Here is a 21,546-nt window from a genome sequence, read left to right as displayed (position 1 = left end):
GATTCAGAGATTAAAGCAGGCTTAAAATTCTTCACAGATCGAGGCTGGGGAGCATCGGCTCAAAAAACCGGTGAAACTGGATATGAAAAATTCAGTATTGTGACCAACCCAACATTAGATGATTCAGAGATTAAAGCAGGCTTAAAATTCTTCACAGATCACGGCTGGGGAGCATCAGCTCAAAAAACCGGTGAAACTGGATATGAAAAATTCAGTATTGTAACCAACCCAACATTAGATGATTCAGAGATTAAAGCAGGCTTAAAATTCTTCACAGATCATGGCTGGGGGGCGACAGCCCAAAAAACCGGTGAACAAGGCTATAACAGGTATCAAATTGTAACAGCATCTAATTTATCAATCAATGAATACAAAAAAGCCCGTGATTTCTTTATACAAAAAAAATGGTCATTTACTTATACAAAAACAAATGATTACTATTATAAAATTATAATAGGAGAATTTACGGGTTATGATAATGCCTCCTCTTCAGCTTCGAAAATAAGGAGCAAATATGGATGGGATGTTAGCATTAATAAAGTTTTAAACGGCCCGCAAATCATGTATACCGATTACGGCCTCACCCTCAGTGAAATGCTGCAAAAGCAAATGAGCGTGAACCCGCAGACCGACTCTCCGGGTTATGTATCGCTTTCTTATATCAATACGGCCAACAGTACTGTAACAGCAGACTACCTAAATGTAAGATCTTCGCCGAAAGTAGCAAGCAACAACATTGTAGGGCTGCTTGAAAAAGGCGACAAAGTCAGCATCGTCGGCACTGAAGGAAACTGGGCGAAAATCAACATGGGCTGGAGAAACGCTAGCGAAGATGAGACCGTCTATTATATTAATCCGAACAACTTTTCAATGGACAGCAAGTATTACTTCCAGTTCTTGAAATTGTCTCAATATGCAGGTCTATCAGCCAGTGAAATCAATAGCAAGATTTTAAAAGGCAAAGGAATTCTTGAAGGAAAAGGAGCAGCATTTGTAGAGGCATCTAAAAAATACAACATTAATGAATTGTATTTGATCTCTCATGCTCTTTTGGAAACCGGAAATGGAACTTCCCAATTAGCCAAAGGTGTCAAATATAACGGAAAAACGGTTTACAATATGTACGGATATGGTGCATATGATTCTTGTCCGTTGGAATGCGGATCAAGAACTGCCTATGAGCAGGGGTGGGATACACCTGAAAAGGCCATCATCGGCGGAGCCGAACTGATCGGCAAAAACTATATTCACAGAAGCGGTTTTCAGCAAGATACACTGTTTAAAATGAGGTGGGCCCCAACGGCCAGCCACCAATATGCAACAGATATCGGCTGGGCTTATAAACAAGTAAATCGGATGTACAGCTTATACACACTGCTGGACAACTATACGTTGTATTATGACATTCCTAAATATAAATAGGCTAAAAGATCTGACGCACGTTGCGTCAGATCTTTTTTAAATTGAAAAGCCATTGTGATGTTTCACCATACACAATGGCTTTTCAATTTAATTTTCATTTCTAATCATTAAAGTATGCTTCTCGTTATCCACTACAAACAACTGCTTTTTTGTTTTGAAAAAGTATCGTTTATGATCTTTGTCAAATACAGCTTTCTCCTCAGGCAGAGATATTGTAGCCGGTTCGACAACTTGAATGTCGTGGAAGACGATTGCTGCTGCTTTTTGTTTTTCAATTACATAGTCGACTTTTTCATAATCGAGACGAAGGCCTGTACTCCCGTCATCGTGTTTTACTTGTTTGATTCCCTGCAAAGTCTGTTCTAGCGTTTGTTCACTCTCCCCCAAAAAGGAAAGAAAGTATTGGTAAGAAGACTTTGCTTTCTCGGGAAAGTAAGGCGAAAAAGCATTTGCACTCAATGAAACATTTTCCTGGCCTTTTGCTAAGGAAAGACTGCTTTTTTTTACAAAATAGGTTTTTCCGCTAAAACGAATTTGCGCCACTTTGGCATTTTGTGATGAAAGCGTAACTTCAGTTCCAAATGGCAAAGAAGTGGTTGTTTTTTGTTTTAATGCTTGATCACTGTATGTTGAAAGCTGCGTTGATTTGACATAGGCCGGTTGATTCACCTTTGTTAATTGTTCTATTTCTGATACAGCTTGGCGATCCTCCGATTTTTTAACATCGTTTCCCGGAATAGCCCCAAAGGAAGCGATTGTTCGCAGAGGTGTACTCACAAACATTGTTGCTGCTAACGCAATCAGCAAAATTGACAGAAAAGTGATTTGCACCGCATTCGCTATCGTTTGCGGGTTTTTATTATGTTGTAAATAACGACTTGTTCGCTCTTCTGTCTGTTCTTTTTTTCTCAGTTCAATCTGTTCCTGTTGGTATTTTTTCTTTTCTTTTTTTGATAGCTTATTGAACCAGTCAATAAATTCTTTATATTCTTTGACAACCTTTTTGGTTTCATCAAACATGCGCATTTCACCGTAGTGCATCCAGGCAACACGATCACACATTTTTTCGATTTGACCAATCGAGTGGCTTACAAAAAAAATGGTTTTTCCACGCTTTTTAAATTCATCAATCCGGTCCACGCATTTTTGATAGAAGGTCTTATCACCGACCGACAGTGCTTCATCAATAATTAAAATATCCGGATCAATGTGGGCTGATATCGCAAAGCCAAGACGGGATTTCATCCCGCTTGAATAGCTTTTGACCGGCTGATTGATGAAATCACCTATATCGGCAAACTCGACGATTTGATCATAAAGCTCATCAATCTCCTTGTTGGTCAGTCCCATCATCAAGCATTTCAGTCTGATATTATCCTTCCCGCTCAGCTGGTTGTTCAGCCCCGCCGAGATCGCAATAAGGGAAGGCTGGCCATTCATTTCGATTTCTCCACTTGTCGGAGGAATGACTTTTGCCAGCAAGTTCGACATCGTTGATTTTCCGGAACCATTGATTCCAACAAATCCGATGGTCTCTCCTTCATATACATCAAAGGATACGTTGCGTACGGCAAAGAAGCCCTTGTCATTTCTATTTGGTAAGAACAGACCTTTTACCTTATCAGACTGTTTCTCATATAGATGATACTGTTTTGAAACATTTCGAAACGAAACTTTTAGTTTCATCGTATAATCTCCTTACTATGCTTTATTAAAGAAAGTCAACAAACTTATCTCGGAATTTCATATGCAGGATTGAACCCAATGTCAATAATAGCAATGTAAAGATCCAAAAATACAAGGTATATTTCATATCTTGAAAAAACCAATGCCCATTTAAAAAGCTGTTTCTAAAACCATCTATTATATAAAACAGAGGATTTAATTTAATAATCGCCAATACATGCGGTCTGTTTGCCAGACTGTGGGCCACATCCCAAAAAATCGGGAGCATGAAAAACAACAGCCTTGTCCCGGCTTGTAACAAAAATTGATAATCCCTAACTAAAACACTGATTGTCGAATTAAACAGGCTGAATGAAAACATAAACGCAATCATACAGAACAAGTAATAAAAAAATTGCAGCCAATGCAGCGTCGGAAAATGCCCGCTTCCTACAAGTATAAAAACATAGATCAACGTCATTCCAAAGTAGCTGAATAAATTGGAAGCAATAACGACAGCTGGCAGTGAGCTAACCGGAAAATTCATTTTTGATACTAAATTGATTCTTCGAAAAACACTGCTTGATCCGTCAAGAATTGTCGGGCTGATAAAAAACCATGGGATGATGCCGGCAAGCATCCAAATAATAAACGGATAGTGGTCGATATCTGCCCTGGTGCCTTTTATTCCAGTTCCAAAAACAAACCAATAAGCTAAAATCTGTATTAACGGATTTAAAAACTGCCAAACAACCCCTAAATAATTCATTTGATACTTTGACTTTGTTTCATAAACCGCCAGCCGCATAATCAGCGGAAGCGAAGAAAATACTTCTTTAAGAACTTTTACCATAGCATTCATTCTAATCTTCCTTAGAGTTAAAGTTTTGTCTTTTTTTATAGCACCGCTCATTATTGTAACAGATCACGCGCTTTTTTTCACTTTTGACATCGACTCAAAATCGCATTTTCCAGTATATCCAGATTAAACCGATTCGAAAAATTTTTTTGTCAACCATTATCATCTTTCTATACAATTTACTATTTCTTTTTAGCAATTGCTGTTTCACAATATCTACTATAATAATTAAAATGTTGAGGCGTTTGCCTCAACATTCGTTAACTCAAAACTTTATAGAAGGAATTCATAGCTGTTTTATTATATTCAATGTAATCAAAAGACTGCGAGCTATCTACAGGTTCGGTTCGTGCTTTAACTAACCCTTGTTCAAGTCCGGTAACGCTGTCTTCAACTAAAATTCCGTATTTTCCGTTTTCTAATACAGTTCTATTTGCAACAATATCAGTCGCCAAAATTTTCATTCCTAGCGTCATCGCTTCTAGTAGTACCATCGGCTGTCCTTCATAATGGGAAGACAGAACAAAGCAATCGCACATCTTCAAGAAGCCGAATGGGTTGTCTAGCTGGCCAACTAGATATGCATGCTCTTCCAGATCCAAATCGGTTATTAGTTGTTGAAGATCTTTTCTTAAAGGGCCTTCGCCTAAAATATATAACTTACTGTTTGGATAAGTTTGAACATGTGTATGGAAAGCCTTGATAAGGTTATCCTGAGCCTTTTCTGGAGAGAGTCTCCCCATATTGACAAAATTGAAGTCGCTTTCTGATGGATAAGGAATTAAAGTTTTTCCAACCTTTAAGCCAAGAGGTTCAACTTTCTCTAAAGCGTTGCGCTCTATCCACCCTAGCTCTCTATCATGATAAATAACTTTGCAATAGGTACCGTGCTGCGTTGTTGCCTCTTCAACGACTTTTACTTCTTCATGATTGAATTTTTTATAATCCTCTATTATACTGCAACCTTTTACATCATATGGCTTGTTAAAAATATATTCCGTGTCACCTAAATTGATTTGGGCCTCATAATCTACTTGCTTCTCCCCTATAATGACTGTCTCGTCTATAGTTTTAAAAGCATTACAGTCCAACCACCCGATGACTTTTTCATCTATTGAGAAAAGATAGTACGTGCCTTCTTTCGTTTTATGGCTCTTGATGACTTTTGCAATTAAACCGTTGAACTCTTCAGCAGTCGATATTTTTTGGCAGCCATTATTGGGATACGCCTTAGACCAAATCATGTAGTCTTCTCCACTTGTTATCGTTGCTAACAAGTTTAACGCTTTGTCCTCCAATGTTCTGTTGTCCAGCCCTTGGATGATATCAGAATGTTTTTTGTAGTTTTTATGTTTAATCTTATTTTTTTCCTTATTTATAATGGACTGCTGTTCATCCGCACATTCACTATCCAATTCATACTCTTTTACAATTTTCAATGCTGAACTGTCAATCCACCCTATCAAAACATCATTAATGTATATTCTGCTATAGAAAGAGTGCTGTGTTCTAACCTCTTTGTCTACCTCAACAATAATTCCTTTATATTCTTTGCTCGAACTTACTTTTTCAACATCCAAAACTTTGTATGGCTTATTCCAGATGTCGTTTCCTTTAGGATGCTGAATAATCGCCAGTCTATTCACTTCTTTTTCAGTCAATATACTGTCCGGCAATATTTCAAGAGCACCTTCTTCCAGCCATCCAATGGTACTGCCGTTGATACTCAATTTATATAGTATTCTTCCGTCATTTGTATGGGCTTCTCTTAATATCAAGACTTCCTCATTTTCAAATTCCTTAGCTGGAGTGAGTCTGGTATTTGCCTTATCAATTAAGGTATTTACAACAAAGAAGCCATCGGCATTTACAATCTTTGCTCTTGCTTTAAACCTTTTATTATCCACGATGTCAACATGATTCTTGGATCCATTCTCAAGGGGGTTTACCAACTTCGCAGAATCTGATTCAGTATGCTCAATCCCTAGAATTCTTTCGGGATTAATAGAGTTCATAATATAATCAAAATGATCCTCATCAGCATAAATGGACAGATTTTTTTTATTTAGTTCCATTGTTCCTTTTGAAACACTTACCAATTTGTCAAATTTGTTATAGATCGAGAATAGTCCTCTTAAATTGATTCTATGCGGACGACGCCCGTTAACTAATCTCTCACTATCCGATAAAAGATCATTGTGCATATAGCAAATTTTCTTTTTGGCATCTGCGCAAACTAAGAACTTGGCCCAATATAAACTGTAACCACTAAAGTCGATGACATAATCAAATTTGGATTTTCCAAACAGTCTTTGGTGCTCTCTTACATAAGCATCATTTGGATACAGCTCTTTAAGTCTTCCCTTTGCCCCCCTGTTATGAATCAGTTTGTCTTTGTATACCTCTGATAATGTATAGACAGGTAAACCAGGTTTAAATATGAATCTGACATTTTTATTCACCTTGTCAATATTATTGAGCACTTCTTTCTGATGGGGTGTTGCCATAAAACAGCTTACATCATATTTTTCAAAATCGATGTTACTCATTAAGTTAATGAAAGAAGTTGTAATACCGTTATTCTTCATTCCGCCGGGGTATATGAGAATCTTTTCTTTTCCTTTATTCAGATCTTTTATGACATTAACTTGGCCGCTATTTTTGAATATCTTATCAACAACTCTTTTTGTAACATTTCCGTCGTCATAATTTGTAAATTTCGCTTTGTTATCTTGATATTTTTGTTCAAATTCCGAATTCACTTTATTTATATCTTCGATTGCCTCTGTTAGTTCCCTAACATTATATAAAACCGGACCCGGAAGGTCTTCATTTTTTATATACTTTCCTCTTTGTTCGTTGTAATCATCTGCATCCCACATGTAAAACAAAATTGGTCGGTTGGTAACGAGAAAATCAAAAAATATGCTGGAATAATCTGTTACCAGTATATCAATAGTACTTAACAGCTGATTTGTATCCACAAAATCTGGAACAAGTTTTCCTTTAAGTTCTTCTGATTTGACAGCCGTACTATATAAGAAAGGATGAACTTTTATAAGAATATTATAGTCAGTACCAATTTTGTCTTCCAGATAATTCATGTCTGCTACGATTTGAAATACATCATTTTTTACTTTTGAGACACTTGTCCCTTTCCAGGTTGGGGCGTATAAAATTGTTTTCTTTTCAGTCTCAATCTGTAAATCCAATTCCTTCAGAAACCTTTTGAAGTTTTCGGGAACTGTATTAAGTGTCAAATCAATTCTTGGATAGCCTTCTTCAATAATTTCGCCTGTGTATAACCCTTTTAGTTTATAACTGTTGACAAACATATTTGTAGTATGTTTGTTGGGACTTAATAAATAATCTGTACTGATAAAATTCCTTACAACATTTTGTGAATGCGCGGGATTCCCTGGAATATCAAAACCCATGCTTTTGAGCGGTGTTCCATGCCATGTATTGATATACACTTGTTCTTTTTTACATGTGAAAAATGATTGAAAAGTGGAGTTGTTAATCAAATATTTTACTGAGGCTAAGTACTTTAAATATTGCGTTGAATTTCTTTTAACAAATTCAACATTCGGCATATCTTTATACTTCGAAATAACAGGTTCAAGTGCATTAAAATCTTCTACTGACCAAATATGCTTGTAATGCTTAAATTCCGGATTTTTTGTTAAGTATTTAAAAATAGCAAAAGGGCTGTCAGTAATGCTCTTTCCATCACGGCTTTCGTATAATATTGTGTGATCAATAACATTCAGCTTTTCGTAAAATTTAGCATACTGATTATTTCTTCTATGATTTGTTTTCTTCAAATAGTTTTCGAGAGGATCTTTAATAAATTTGACTTTTCTTTTCAAAATTTTTTTATTCATTCGTTCTCGTATCTCCTTGCTCCTTCAAAATTACAGAGGTATTCTTTATGTAACTTTCATGTCATTAAATTAAGCATTAACTGTAATCTTCACACCTTAAGCATATATGTGCCCTCCAACCCTTATATTGATTTATAAAAACATCTCAGTATAGAGTGAAATTTGGATATGATGATGATTGGCAAGAAAAAAAGAAGTAACAAACATCACTTCTAATAAAAAACTGCAACTTTTTAAATTTGATGTAAAACTCATAGTTAGTATTTCGCTATTTTGAAACTGGATTTTTTTTGACTATTGAAGATCTTTATGGTAGAACTTATAATAGCATAAGTTTGTTTAAAAGTTAAGACTATTTATTTTGCCAACAGTTATTCAATGGCTAACTGATCAGTTTATGAAAGTTCCATCATTTTTTTATTAACATTTAGGTTGAAAGCCACTGTATTATACAGTGGCTTTTTTTGCTACTTAAAAATCTTCTCTACTACTTTTTCAGACGATCTGCCCTCTTCCAAGTAGCAAAACCTCTGATAAAAAGGCTCAAATATATCAGGCAGGCGATAACCGGGTGCTTCCGTTTCCCTGATCTTTTCGATGACGGCATCCGTCGTTTTGACGAGCGGGCCTGGAGCTTCTTTTTCAAAGTCAAAGTAGAAGCCGCGCAGCTTGTCACGATACGTTTCAATGTCGGGAACAAAGAAAATCATCGGCCGCTTCAAATTCGCAAAGTCAAAGAAGACGGAGGAGTAGTCCGTGATCAGCAAATCAGACACCATGTAAAGCTCGCGGATGTCCTCATAGGAAGAGAAATCGTATGCAAAACCTTGGTATGGCTCAAGGTCGAAGTTTTCGGCAACCAAGTAGTGCATTCTGAGGACGATCACATAGTCATCGCCAATTTCTTGTCTCATTTTCGCCAAATCCAAATCAAGATCAAATTTGTATTTTCCTTTTTTATAAAACTGATCATCACGCCATGTCGGCGCATAAATGATCACTTTTTTGTCAGCCGGCAGCTTCATTTTCTCTTTTAATGAGCGAACCGTTTCGGCATTGTTGTCCGTGTGGAGAAAATCGTTTCTCGGATAGCCTGATTCAATCATCGTTTTATTGAATTGGAATGCACGGGCAAAGATTTCGGTAGAATATGCGTTCGGTGAGATCAAATAATCCCATTTTGATGCTTCCATCGTGAAATTCTTTTTGTAATTTTCCGTGTTGGTGCCAGGCATATGCACTTCATCCATATCGACGGCAAGACGTTTCAGCGGTGTGCCGTGCCATGTTTGAAGATATGTGGTGTGCTTCGGCTTAGGAATCCATAAAGGCATGCGGCTGTTTACAACCCAATATTCGGCTCTTGCCATGGCAAACAGCCACTTCAGGGTAAACCTTTTGATGTAAGGAATGCCTTTTTCCTCAAAGATATCCGTGTAATCCGGATTTACGCTCCAATACATTTCGTAATCCGGTTTGTTCTCTGTCATATATTCGTAAATCGCGCGCGGATTACAGCTGTACTGCTTACCGGCGAAGCTTTCAAAGATAACGGTCTTCTTTTTCATTGGCAATTTTCCGGCCAGTCCAAAGGTGAAATAATACGCTTTTTTCAAGCCGTTGCCTATTTTTTTCTTTAGTTTATTTTTTCTCCTGCGGAAAAAGGAAACAGTCCGGTTCTTTTTCCCAACAACGAAATAAACAGCCCTTGTTTTAAATGTATAATCATTCATTCTTAAGCGCATACATCTCTTTTTCTTTTGCGGGTAGACATGAAAACGCGCCGGGCCTTTTTCCGTTTCAATGATCGTAAACTGGCTATTTTGCGGGTTCGCTTTGTTTTTCAGCATTAGCGGTTTTGTTCTCTTGATAGCTTTTTCGCCCGTTTCAGGGTCTTCACCGATAAATTCGATGTGAAACTGGAACATGACAGGCATAGCGTTTTCTTCATAAAGCTTTTTGAGATTGATGTGCACCTTAAAGTTTGCTGTTTCATCATCCTCTAATGGGTATTCGAAAACTTTCTTTTCTTCGGCGTCGCCGACCTCTTTTAGAATAAGGCATCTTTGCTTGGCAGTTACCTTTCCATCCTCATTTAGAAAAAAAGCGTATCCTGCAAGGGTAAGTTCTCCTTCAGTGTTTAGATCGATATCAGTTATTTCAGCTATTGTTTTTTGGGGCAGAACTTTTAATGAGAGATTTCCTTTCTTGGTTGTATAGGGAAGGAAAAATACCTGCTTTTGCTCATCCCATTTCCAAGATAGTTCAATTGGCTGAAACTTCGTCTGTATTCTTTTCTTTAAAAGATCAGCTTCCGCTTCACGGATTACTACGTAGAAGTCGATGCATCCTCTGTCTTCGACGTGTTTAGAAAGGGCATCTAACTGAAGTTCTGCACGATATATTGCTTTTTCTTTGTCTATCCTTTCACAAAAAGCCGGCAGCTCCGCTTTTGTTTTGCGGTTCACTGCCAACAGACTGATATTATCGGCGGATACTGAATGATCTAAAGAGAAATCGAGGAGAAGCTGCCAACCCTCAATTTTCAGGTTTATTAATTTGAATTCTATTGGAACTTCCTTAACCATAAAATAAGTCTACTCCTCTTTTTTCAAAATCATCGACAGATAATCTTCTGATTATTATACATAAGATGAACTGAATATTCATCCCGCATCAAACAGTTGTCAGGGATTACCTTAGGAGGGCATCTCCGGCTCTTTTTGCAATGTCCATGAATAGTTGCCTTTTACGGTAATATAAGGTTCAACTTTATATTTTTCCACTAAGAAAGGAGAGGGCATCCCTGCTTGGTCAACAGACAGCCGTTTTAATATTGTAACTTGTTTACGGTTGCTGATAGCCAAATAAAAATCAATTGTTTTAGTGTTATTTGCTCTGATTGTTTTAACATGAAAATGTCGATCAAGATCAATATTAAACCGGTAGACATCTGAGCTTGAATAGGATTTCTCAGGAGAAGAAGCACATATAACAACGGCATTGTTTCTTCTGTCAAGCCCGACAAGCTTTAAATTGTAGCCTTCATCTACCGGAACCTGAGCCTTGAATTCAATGATCAAATTTGATTCATCTATTTTATGCTCTCTCACAGAGAACGATTGTTTACTCGGAAAATTCCCTTTTAATTCTTGTTTTTCTTCTTTGACCTCAATCATTTTTTGAAGTGCGTCAGACCAGCGCTTCATATAATATTTTGTTGTATACTTATCTGCTGTCTCAAATGCATACTTCGAAAATTTTTCATGAAGTTTTTCGTTTTTCATAAGCAAAACTATTTTTTCAGCAAGCTGTTCAATATTATACTTCTCGACGACGAAGCCGTTTTCATTATCCTTAACAAGGCTTCTTGCACCGTAGTCATAGTCGTAAGTAACAACAGGGCAACCGTTACCGAGAGCCTCCATATTAGAAAGGCCGAACCCTTCAAAATGAGATGTTGAAATTGTAAGCCACGCCTTTTGAAACTCGGTATCTGGGTTATTGGTATAACCTTTTAAAAAGACGTTTTTCTGCAAATTGCATCTTTCAATTTCCGCTTTTATTTTATTTTCCGCTCCTCCTGAACCGAAAATTTCCAATCTGGCTTCAGGAATTTCATCTACAACAAGCTTAAAAGCTTTAATAGCATGAGTCAGATTTTTCGATTCAACTAATCTTGAAATGATAACCGCTTTATTCTTTTCACTTTGGGTTTTTAAAACCTTTTTATCAAGCGATTTGTCCATTGTATGTGGAGTATAGAAGAATGTTTTATGCTCTCCGACTATCCTCTGGAAATCTTCTTTCTGCTCTTCAGTGATAAAAAACACTGCATCAAGATTATATAAATGACTTAATAATTCTCGGTAACGCGGCTTTACGTGAAGTGGATTATCTCCATAATGTTTGCTGTGTATAATGGCAGCGTAATAAGAGGAAGCTGCTTTCTTGACTCTAAATACATGTTTATCTTGCCGCCTGCTATCAACCAGGAATAGCTTTGGTTGATCTGTCTCTAATTCAAGAACTTCAATCCAATGCCGCCGCAATTCTGATTCATCGGAAAACTTTAATACTCCATTTTCTGAATACCAGTTAATACTTTTCAGTTGAAGCTCGTTTTGACCTTCGATAAACTCATAATGTTTATCCAGATAAACATTATGATTATCATTAATAAATTCCTGGCAATACAAACGGCCTGTCTCTATATTAAAATAAGATACACGGCACAATAACCCTTGTCTTGTAAACTCTTCCCTTTTAAATCGTTTTTTTTCATTATTCATGTAATCTATACTACAAATTGATTTTCCATCTTCGTAAAAGTTAAAGTTAAGGTTGTTTTTTTGTCTGCGGAAAATTTTGCTGAATTTAGCAAAAAAACGATTTTTATTGTGATTTTTTATTTCTTTTAAGCTGGTTTTTTCAGAAAATAAGCGACCACTAGTATTTTTGCTAAGAAAGTCATTATACATATTTAAAATTCGAGTGAATTTCGGGTGGACTTTCTTATTTTCATAAAGCTGATTTTTTTTAGTTGAAAACTCCTTGTCAAATCCAAATGTTAAAAAGGTTGTAGGCGTCTGAGATAATTTTCCGAACAACTTGGAACGTAGCAGTAGCGACTTTGTCAATCCTCCATAATCGTGAGGAAGGTTTCCTGAAATAAAATAATAGGTCATATTAGGAATAGCTATTCCCTCATTCTTCAAGGGATCACTTTGTTTTTCGCCCAATTTTTTTCTCCCTTTCACTGTAAGCTGGCAATTCGAACTTCTCATTTTAATTCAACAAAAAGTACTTCTTAAAAAAAGATAAGAAGTACTTTTCGAAAGAATTATATAACTTACAGTGGCAAAATGCCAGAATTTATAGGCCGGCGATTTCCTCTTTGATTTTCGTCGTCGAAATCCCTTCAGTTCTTGGCAGGTAGACGACTTCACAGTGTTCTTTTAAGAAATCAAATTTTCCTTCCCAGTCATCCCCCATGACAAAAACGTCAATATCATGGTCGATGACATCCTGGACTTTCTGATCCCAGCTTTTTTCCGGGATGACTTCATCGACGTAACGGATGGTTTCCAGGATAAGTTTGCGGTGCTCATAGCTATGGTAAGCTTTTTTCTGTTTTTGAAGGTTGAATTCGTCCGTTGAAATCGCTACGACAAGATAATCGCCTAACTGTTTAGCGCGCTCCAATAATTTGATATGTCCCCAATGCAATAAATCAAACGTTCCGTATGTGATGACTTTCTTCATGTTAAATTACTCTCCTTCCTAATCTATAACTTCACAAACCACTATGATTAACTTTCAAGATTGCTCTATCCGAAAAACACGTATACTCTTCACTAAAAAATTTTTCTGCATGTCTTCACTGATCATTTATTATAGCACATTGCCTATTAAACGTTAAGCATTGTAAATAGCAAGTGAAATTCCAAATTTTGTTTTAAGATTTATCTTTCATCTGATTTCTGAAGACAGCGTAAAAAATCTTAATCTGTTGTAAAGTTATTGTTAAGCTTTTATGAATCATCTATGTTAAAATATACGTTAGACCGATGGAATTTTTGGGCTGAACCACTTTCCTAAGACATTTTCATTTCGTTTAAACATAAATTTGAACTTTTAAATCGGGAGGAGGAGTTGATGTTGCAAACGGAGCGTATTTATAACCTGTCATATGTAAACGCCGATTTATCCGGCTTTTTGCATCATCTTGAGAAGTCATACATTAATAGACGGGTTGGGGCTTATATCGCCACCGTCAATCCTGAAATCGGATATGCAGCAGCAAAAGACAGCAGCTACTGCGACGTGTTGTCAGCGGCGGATTTTATTCTGCCCGACGGAATCGGCGTCGTGATGATGTCAAAGCTGACGAATAAGCGATTAAAATCAAGAATTGCAGGCTATGATGTGTTTATCAACCTGCTGAAGATCGCCAACGACAAAAAGAAAAGGATCTTTTTGTACGGCGCGAAGAAAGAGGTCAATCAAGCCGTCGTGGACCGTATCTCATCTGAATACCCGGACATCACTATTGCCGGTTGTTCAGACGGCTATGCAAAAGACAAAGAAGCGGTAGCTAAACGCATTGCGAAAGCTAAACCTGACATGGTGTTCGTAGCCCTCGGTTACCCCCACCAGGAAAGGTTTATTTGTAAATATAAGCATCTGTTTCCAAAGGCCATTGCAATCGGGCTTGGCGGAAGCTTCGATGTTTTCAGCGGCACGGTAAAACGTGCGCCGAACTTGCTGATTCGTCTGAACCTTGAATGGCTGTACCGACTCGTGACAAATCCCTCAAGATGGAAGCGGATGCTGAATATTCCGAAATATGCTTTTACCGTTCTGAAAGAAGAAAGGGTTCAAAAACAGAGCTACTATCCTGAACAGGTAAAAGAGCGATCAAAACAAATCGATGCATAGAAAGAGATTAGGTTGAATCATGAAGATACGTTCTTTGTTTGTTATGTTTTATTCGGGTGTTCTTTCGATGGTCAGCTTTATGCTGAAATGGGTAAGACCCCGAAACAGAGCTGTTCTTCTCGTTTCCTTCCCGGATAACGCAAGAGCGCTCCTAAATGAATATGAGGAAACGGGCTGTCCGTTTGAACTGGAAATGCTTTATACACGGCATGCGGTTTCCCTTGCAAATGAATATCCGTCTGTGTCATCATGTTTCATCAATGAAAAAAATCCTTTTCATTTGATGCGGGCCGTTTATAGCATGTTCAAAAGCAAATGTGTAATTACCGATAATTATTTTTTGCTGACAAGTGTGCTTCGTAAACGACCGCAGACAAAGTGCATTCAAGTTTGGCATGCGAACGGCGCGCTGAAGAAGTTCGGTCTTGAGGATATCGGAAATTGCCGCAGAACATCCGCAGATATCAAGCGGTTTAAAAAAGTATACGCCTCATTTGACTATATCACCGTCGGATCGGAAAAGATGGCGGACATTTTCAAGCGTTCATTCGGCGTTAAGGATGAGCACATTTTGCGGACGGGAGTCCCCTTGACTGATCAATATTTTAAAGATGAGACGCGTCCTTATGAATCTTTGGACCAAAAAGTCATCCTTTATGCCCCGACATACAGAGACTATAATATGACAAGCATGAAACTCCCTTTTTCAAAAGAGCAGCTCTCTGAAGACTTAAAGGGAGAATTTTTGCTTTTGGTCAAGCTGCATCCTGCTGTCCGTAAGAATATCAGACTTGAAGAATATGAAGGTATGATAAAAGACGTTTCAGACCTTCCCTTAAAAGATCTGCTGCATGTAAGCGACGTGCTGATATCAGACTATTCCTCGATCCCTTTCGAGTACGCCCTGCTCGATAAACCAATGCTGTTTTACACTTATGATCTTGAAGAGTACGATAAAAAACGCGGTTTGATTGACGACTATGAAGCGGTGATCCCAGGGAAGGCCTGCTGCAACCGCGACATGCTTCTTAACGAATTAAAGAACATTCACCATGCGTATGAAGAGGTTAAACGATTTTCAAATGAGTGGAATGAGTATTCAAGTGGTGATTCCAGCAGGAAGCTGCTGAATTTTATTAATGAATTGTGCAGATAAGAATTAAACCGAGGTGTTTAGCATGCATTAAAAAACTGGCATAAGAGTGTGCCAGTTTTTTTGCGTTATTATATTTCTTCTTTATTTAAAAGGTTTTCTATAAAAGGAACTAGTTTTGTTTTAAGTTCAGGATCCTGCATGGCGAATTCAAGCGTCGTTTGAATAAAACCAAGCTTTTCACCGACGTCATACCGTCTGCCCTCAAAGTCGAATGCAAAAACGCGCTGAATTTCATTTAATTTTTGAATCGCGTCCGTCAATTGAATTTCTCCGCCTGCTCCGACTTCTTGCTTTTCTAAATACATGAAGATTTCAGGAGTGAAGATATAGCGGCCCAGGATCGCCAAGTTGGAAGGGGCAGTTCCCGGCTTTGGTTTTTCAACAAAGTTCTTCACTTGGTAACGGCGTCCTTCTTTTGTGAGAGGATCGATGATTCCGTAGCGGTGTGTTTCGTCTTCAGGCACCTGCTGAACACCGATGATGGAAGAAAGGGTTTTCTCATATTCATCCATAAGCTGGCGTAGCCCCGGTGTTTTGGCCTGAACGATGTCGTCCCCGAGCAAAACGGCGAAAGGCTCATTACCGATGAAGTTGCGCGCACACCATACGGCATGTCCAAGTCCTTTTGGCTCTTTTTGTCTAATATAATGAATGTCCGCCATATTGGATGCTTTTTGAACCTTTTCAAGTAGCTCTTTTTTTCCTTTTTCCTCAAGATTACGCTCCAGTTCAGGCGCGTGGTCAAAATGGTCTTCGATGGCGCGCTTTCCTTTACCGGTTACGATAATGATATCTTCAATACCGGAGTCGATTGCTTCCTCAACTATGTACTGGATCGTCGGTTTGTCGACAATGGGGAGTATCTCTTTTGGCATTGCTTTTGTTGCCGGCAAAAAGCGGGTTCCAAGACCTGCCGCAGGTATAATGGCTTTTCTTACTTTTCTCATTAATAAAGCACCTTCCTTAAAGTGGATGTGATCATACAATAAACTTTACCACAATTCGAGCATTTTCACACGTATCATAGAGCAAAGCATTTATTATGTTATTAGGAGAAAAGGATGATTTATGACAACAATTAATGTTATTATAAAATACAAGCTGAAGAAATCCCTGGGGAAGGATGGTAAAATGGAAAAACTAAAAATCATGACTATTTTTGGTACAAGACCTGAAGCAATCAAAATGGCTCCTCTTGTACTTGAACTAAAAAAACACCCGGAGATTGAATCGTACGTGACGGTCACGGCACAGCACAGGCAAATGCTTGATCAGGTGCTTGCCGCGTTTCATATTCGGCCTGATTTTGACTTGAATATCATGAAAGAACGGCAGACATTGGCCGACATTACATCAAATGCACTGACAAAACTTGACCGGCTTTTTCAAGAGATCAAGCCTGACCTTGTTCTCGTACACGGCGATACGACGACCACGTTTGCAGGCAGCCTTGCCGCCTTTTATCACAGGATTTCAGTCGGCCATGTCGAGGCCGGATTGAGAACTGGGAACAAGTACTCTCCATTTCCTGAGGAATTAAACCGCCAGCTTACAGGTGCGATTACGGATTTTCATTTTGCGCCGACAAAGCAGGCGGAGGTCAATTTGTTAGCTGAAAATAAAAATGTCGATTCTATTTTTGTTACGGGAAATACAGCCATTGATGCCTTGAAGACAACGGTGCGGGAGGAGTATTCGCATCCAATTCTCGATCAGACGGCTGGCAGCCGGATGATTTTGTTAACCGCGCACCGCCGCGAAAATTTAGGCGAGCCGATGGAAAATATGTTTAGAGCGATCAGGCGGATCACCGAAGAATTCCAAGACGTGCAGGTTGTGTATCCCGTCCATTTAAATCCCGTCGTCAGACAGGCTGCTGAACTGCATTTCGGCGGTTCTGACAAGGTTCATCTAATTGAGCCGCTGGAGGTCATAGATTTTCATAACTTTGCTTCCAGAGCGCACTTCATTTTAACAGATTCCGGCGGTGTGCAGGAAGAAGCACCTTCGCTCGGGAAACCTGTTCTCGTATTAAGGGATACGACAGAGCGTCCTGAAGGCATAAAAGCCGGAACATTAAAATTGGCTGGGACGAATGAAGAAGACGTGTACGAGCTGACGAAGCAGCTACTGAATGATCCTGATGAGTATCAAAGAATGTCAAAAGCCTCAAATCCATACGGTGACGGAAACGCATCTAAGCGCATCGTTGGCGAGATTCTTTATCGTTTTGGCTATCGGCCGGACAAGCCTCTTCCATTTCATGAACATTAAAAACGAGCTCCGCATGCTATGTGCGGAGCTCGTTTTGTTAATTCTTAAGCGCAAGGCTTTCTTTTAATTCTTTTGAAATCGATTCACGGTCGCTTTCGTCGACCTTATAGTAATAGATTCCGTCAATTTTGGTTCCCTGGCCTTTAAGTTGATGTTGTACGACATTGTTTCGAGCTGATTTGTAGTTTGACTGAATATCCCACATATTGTCAAACGTGAGGTTTGTTTTCACGTTGTCTTCGATGACCTGGAACATATCGCTGAATTTCGTTACGGAAGAGATATTGGCCCCTTTTTTGATGATGCCTTCAATGACCTGGCGTTGACGTTCCTGCCTTCCGAAATCTCCTCTTGGATCCTTTTTCCTCATCCGGGTGTAAGCAAGCGCTTCTTCCCCGTTCAACGTGATTTCGCCTTTGCTGAATGAATGCCCGTCATAGTTGAAAGCAAATGTGCTGTTCACCGTAATTCCGCCGAGCGTATCAACAATATTCCTGAAGCTTTCCATATTCACTTTCACAAAGTAATCTACAGGCACGTCCAAAAAGTTTTCAACCGTATCGACGGTCATTTGGGTTCCCCCGAAGGCGTAGGAGTGGTTAATTTTGTCCATCTTTCCTTTGCCGATGATTTCGGTGTACGTATCACGCGGTATGCTTACCATTTCTGTTGTATTCGTTTTTGGATTCACCGTCATGTAGATGAGGGAATCAGCCCGTCCTTTATCGCCTTCCCTTTCATCGACTCCCATGATTAAGACTGCAATTGGATCCTTGCTGTTAACATCCACCTGCTTGTCCCGTTTATCAGATTTTCCGATATCCTCATGAATGCTGGCGATGGTTGAAGCTGCTTTGTTCCAAAGGTAGAAGGCATAGCCGCCGGTACATAAAACGAATAAGCCAATAATCGTTAAAATAATGAAAAGGACTTTTCTTTTCTTTTTTCTTTTTTCAGCTCTCATCATTTTCCTCACTTTATAGTTTTTATCATCTGATTTGATTATAAATTTTAAAAATAATAGAAACAACTAATTTTTTTCATATCTTAGTTTTAATATTACAAGTAGATTAAATAGCACTTAAGAATGTTACAAAGAGCCGCTTCCTTCTATAAAATTATAAATGTTTGTCGATAAAAAACAAGAGGTGATGAAAAATGAAGAAATTTGCGGCATTTATGTTCTTTATGCTTCTTCTGGCCGGATGCGGTACTGCCGAACAGGTAAAACAAGGCGAGCAAACCGACCAGGTTCAAACGGAGGACGGTACGTACGTGGGACAGGCAGACACTCATACAATTGAAGTGAAGATAAACAACGAGCCTGTCAGCTTAAATATTGCCGGTGACTATGAAGGCGACATTGACAAATTAACAGACGGACAAAAAGTAAAAGTGACTTACAAAAAGACCGAGAAAGGACAGCTTGAATTAAAGAAAATTGAAAGTGAGAAATAATTTAAGTTTGTCAATGAAGAGAGGCTTTTTGGGGTCTTGAAGAAAACGAAGCAAGCGATGCTGTTTACGCTTTTTCACGATGTTGTTGATCACGCCTTCCGTTTCTTTCGCTATGAATTCCATACCAGTTAAGCTTACCAACTATGTCAGCAATATGGCTAGCCTGGATATTACAACTGCCGGAAATGACAAAGTGAGCGGCAGCAATGTGGCGGAACAAAACGATTTAACGGTCAACACGTTATGATATTAGCGGCAAGAAAATTTTTACCGTGGAGTCTGGATATACGTCAAACAAATCAATATCCACATTCCTTTCGAGGACTAGCTGGCTGTAAAAAGCGTAGGCTGTATCGGCCTGTACATATTCGGTCAGGAAAATTGGAAAAAGGGGCGAATACAACGGTATTTCAAGTTTACGGCAGATACACTTGTCTTCAAACACTTGCAAGGTCGTGAATTAAACGAAAGGAAAGGTACTGAAATATAATGGAAGCCTAATCATAGCAGTATTCGAGCTATGGGAGTTTAACTGAAGCGAGCAATGAGGTGTGGAGCTTTAAAATCCCTTATCTCATTGCAAAAAAAGTGAACCCGCAAAGCGGAAGCCGGATCGGGGAATTCATATAGTTCTATTTTAAAATTCTATTATCCGACAACGACTTTAACGAACTATTAAATTAAAATTCAAATCGGAAACAGGAGGCAGCCTCGTCTCTTGTTTTCCTTTTTATTGCCGAATGATTTGAAATATTTGGAGGGGAAGATATTGCGATCTTTATTAAAAGTCCTAACATTTAGCTTTTTAGGACTTATCCTTTTTATACCTTCTGCTCTTGCAGACAATACAGCAAACATAATTGCAGGAAAAAATCGATACGATACAGCGGTGCAAGCATCAAAAAAAGGCTGGTCAACCGCCAGCACCGCAGTCATTGTAGGCGGAGGAGCTTATGCGGATGCTATTTCTGCGGCGCCGTTTGCCTATCAAAAAAATGCACCGCTTTTATTAACAAATGCAAATAATCTGTCAAGCGAGACAAAATCTCGTTTAAAAGAATTAAAGACAAGAAACGTTTATATCATTGGCGGGACATCTACCGTATCCAATACAGTAGAAAATCAAATTAAAAGCCTTGGAATCACCGTCAAAAGAATTGTTGGGAAAAACCGTTATGATACGGCAGCAAAAGTGGCAAAATCTATGCCAAGCACTTCAAAAGCGATTGTCGCAAATGGCTTTTTGTATGCCGAACCGGTAGCCATCATACCTTATGCAGCTAAAAATGGCTATCCAATCTTGTTTACAAATAACAGTACACTCAATAGTTATACAGCTGATGCGCTCAAAAGCAAAGGGATTAAACAGACATATGTTATCGGAGGAAATGGCAGTATAAACAGCACATTATATAAAAGACTCCCATCGCCGACCAGAATCGGAGGAGTAAACCGCTACGACATTTCTGTGAATATTGCAAAAAAGCTTACTCTAAATACAAGCAATACTTACGTCAGCAATGGATATTCTTATGCTGACTCTATCTCAGGAGCAGCTCTTGCTGCGAAACAAAATAAAGCGATCATCCTAACAAACGGGGAAAATTTATCAAAAGAGCCGAGAGCTTTTATCGGCAATAAAAATATCAAAAACTTCTCTGTTATTGGAGGAACTTCTTCTGTGACCTCGAAGGTTGTGACCCAGCTTAAAAATCCGGCAGTTGGTAAAACGATCTTCATCGATCCGGGGCACGGGGATCAGGATCCTGGTGCAATCGGCAACGGCCTGCAGGAAAAGGACGTCAACCTGGATATCGCCAAACGGCTGAACAGCAAGCTGAACAGTGCAGGCGCTATTCCGGTAATGTCACGGTCAAACGATACGTTCTATTCGCTTGAAGAACGGGTGAAAAAGGGCGCTAACGCAAAAGCTGATCTGTTCATCAGCATTCATGCCAATTCATATACGTCTTCATCACATGGCACTGAAACGTATTATGACAAAACCTATCAAAGCGCCAACAGCCAGCGTCTAGCGGAATTAGTTCAGCCGAGGATCGTCAGCGCATTCGGAACAAGAGACAGAGGCGTGAAAACAGCAGGGTTCTATGTGATTAAGTACTCGAAAATGCCGAGCGTTTTAATAGAAACCGCCTTTATCACAAATTCGTCTGACGCAAGCAAATTAAAAAGCGGTACGCTAAAGGATAAAGCGGCAAAAGGAATCAATGATGCTGTTTCAGCATACTATAGATAAAAGGGGGCTTGCGAGTCCTTTATGTGGAAAAAGAAGCCGAACTTCGGCTTCTTTCAGACCGTTGACAAAATAGGTCGGATTTCTATGATCCGACCTATTTTTGTCCATTTTGTTCTATTTTTTCGAC

14 protein-coding genes and 1 pseudogene are annotated in these 21,546 nt (G+C 38.8%); 7 read left to right on the top strand and 8 right to left on the bottom strand.

Going from position 1 to position 21,546, the window contains the following annotated elements; translation table 11 throughout:
* The coding region (locus QMZ64_RS22230) for an N-acetylglucosaminidase (RefSeq protein ID WP_301441595.1) at window positions 1-1,422 on the top strand (1,422 nt) is incomplete at its 5' end.
* An 87-nt stretch (window positions 1,423-1,509) separates the two neighbouring features.
* Here QMZ64_RS22230 and tagH read toward each other — a convergent pair.
* The 6 genes from tagH to tagD form a co-directional block, all read right to left on the bottom strand.
* On the bottom strand, window positions 1,510-3,108 hold the full coding sequence (tagH, locus tag QMZ64_RS22225) for a teichoic acids export ABC transporter ATP-binding subunit TagH (protein WP_265625492.1): 1,599 nt from the start codon (window positions 3,106-3,108) through the stop codon (window positions 1,510-1,512).
* 25 nt (window positions 3,109-3,133) lie between these two features.
* Entirely contained in the window at window positions 3,134-3,949 is an 816-nt protein-coding gene (locus tag QMZ64_RS22220) for an ABC transporter permease (protein WP_143261112.1), read from the bottom strand.
* Between the two features lie 257 nt (window positions 3,950-4,206).
* A complete protein-coding gene (locus QMZ64_RS22215; RefSeq protein ID WP_265625493.1) occupies window positions 4,207-7,833 on the bottom strand; it encodes a CDP-glycerol glycerophosphotransferase family protein in 3,627 nt (1,208 codons plus the stop codon).
* 467 nt (window positions 7,834-8,300) lie between these two features.
* Window positions 8,301-10,421 carry a CDP-glycerol glycerophosphotransferase family protein gene (locus QMZ64_RS22210; protein WP_265625494.1) on the bottom strand — a complete coding sequence of 707 codons (2,121 nt, stop codon included), beginning with the start codon at window positions 10,419-10,421 and terminating at the stop codon, window positions 8,301-8,303.
* A 111-nt stretch (window positions 10,422-10,532) separates the two neighbouring features.
* Window positions 10,533-12,575 (bottom strand): alpha-glucosyltransferase N-terminal domain-containing protein, encoded by a 2,043-nt coding sequence (locus tag QMZ64_RS22205; RefSeq protein ID WP_411801692.1) that lies wholly within the window; start codon window positions 12,573-12,575, stop codon window positions 10,533-10,535.
* A 133-nt stretch (window positions 12,576-12,708) separates the two neighbouring features.
* On the bottom strand, window positions 12,709-13,098 hold the full coding sequence (gene tagD / locus QMZ64_RS22200) for a glycerol-3-phosphate cytidylyltransferase (RefSeq protein WP_023857183.1): 390 nt from the start codon (window positions 13,096-13,098) through the stop codon (window positions 12,709-12,711).
* A 396-nt stretch (window positions 13,099-13,494) separates the two neighbouring features.
* Between tagD and QMZ64_RS22195 the strand changes: the two genes are divergently transcribed.
* Both QMZ64_RS22195 and QMZ64_RS22190 read left to right on the top strand, forming a co-directional pair.
* Entirely contained in the window at window positions 13,495-14,274 is a 780-nt protein-coding gene (locus QMZ64_RS22195; RefSeq protein ID WP_187388931.1) for a WecB/TagA/CpsF family glycosyltransferase, read from the top strand.
* Window positions 14,275-14,293: 19 nt separating this feature from the next.
* The gene (locus QMZ64_RS22190) at window positions 14,294-15,430 is read left to right on the top strand and encodes a CDP-glycerol glycerophosphotransferase family protein (RefSeq protein WP_265625495.1); all 1,137 of its coding nucleotides are present in this window, start codon (window positions 14,294-14,296) and stop codon (window positions 15,428-15,430) included.
* A 68-nt stretch (window positions 15,431-15,498) separates the two neighbouring features.
* On the opposite strand, the gene galU is transcribed toward QMZ64_RS22190, so the two are convergent.
* The gene (gene galU / locus QMZ64_RS22185; protein ID WP_265625496.1) at window positions 15,499-16,377 is read right to left on the bottom strand and encodes a UTP--glucose-1-phosphate uridylyltransferase GalU; all 879 of its coding nucleotides are present in this window, start codon (window positions 16,375-16,377) and stop codon (window positions 15,499-15,501) included.
* A gap of 184 nt (window positions 16,378-16,561) precedes the next feature.
* Between galU and wecB the strand changes: the two genes are divergently transcribed.
* Complete coding sequence (wecB, locus tag QMZ64_RS22180; protein ID WP_265625497.1) at window positions 16,562-17,704, top strand: non-hydrolyzing UDP-N-acetylglucosamine 2-epimerase; 1,143 nt, start codon at window positions 16,562-16,564, stop codon at window positions 17,702-17,704.
* 37 nt (window positions 17,705-17,741) lie between these two features.
* On the opposite strand, the gene tagU is transcribed toward wecB, so the two are convergent.
* Window positions 17,742-18,668, bottom strand: coding sequence for a polyisoprenyl-teichoic acid--peptidoglycan teichoic acid transferase TagU (gene tagU, locus QMZ64_RS22175; protein WP_265625498.1), 927 nt, complete (start codon window positions 18,666-18,668; stop codon window positions 17,742-17,744).
* Between the two features lie 194 nt (window positions 18,669-18,862).
* Between tagU and QMZ64_RS22170 the strand changes: the two genes are divergently transcribed.
* The 3 genes and pseudogenes from QMZ64_RS22170 to QMZ64_RS22160 all read left to right on the top strand — a co-directional run bounded on the left by QMZ64_RS22170 (window position 18,863) and on the right by QMZ64_RS22160 (window position 21,419).
* Window positions 18,863-19,162, top strand: coding sequence for a hypothetical protein (locus QMZ64_RS22170; protein ID WP_265625499.1), 300 nt, complete (start codon window positions 18,863-18,865; stop codon window positions 19,160-19,162).
* Window positions 19,163-19,512: 350 nt separating this feature from the next.
* Window positions 19,513-19,768: pseudogene (locus QMZ64_RS22165) on the top strand (SpoIID/LytB domain-containing protein); the annotation flags it as partial.
* Between the two features lie 163 nt (window positions 19,769-19,931).
* Window positions 19,932-21,419 carry an N-acetylmuramoyl-L-alanine amidase gene (locus QMZ64_RS22160; RefSeq protein ID WP_265625500.1) on the top strand — a complete coding sequence of 496 codons (1,488 nt, stop codon included), beginning with the start codon at window positions 19,932-19,934 and terminating at the stop codon, window positions 21,417-21,419.
* Window positions 21,420-21,546 lie beyond the last annotated feature (127 nt).

Origin of the sequence: Bacillus sp. LB7 (genome assembly GCF_030449715.1) — a bacterium.
Lineage (GTDB): Bacteria > Bacillota > Bacilli > Bacillales > Bacillaceae > Bacillus > Bacillus paralicheniformis.
Note: the sequence above shows the minus strand (reverse complement) of the source record. Positions and strands in the feature narration are given on the sequence as shown.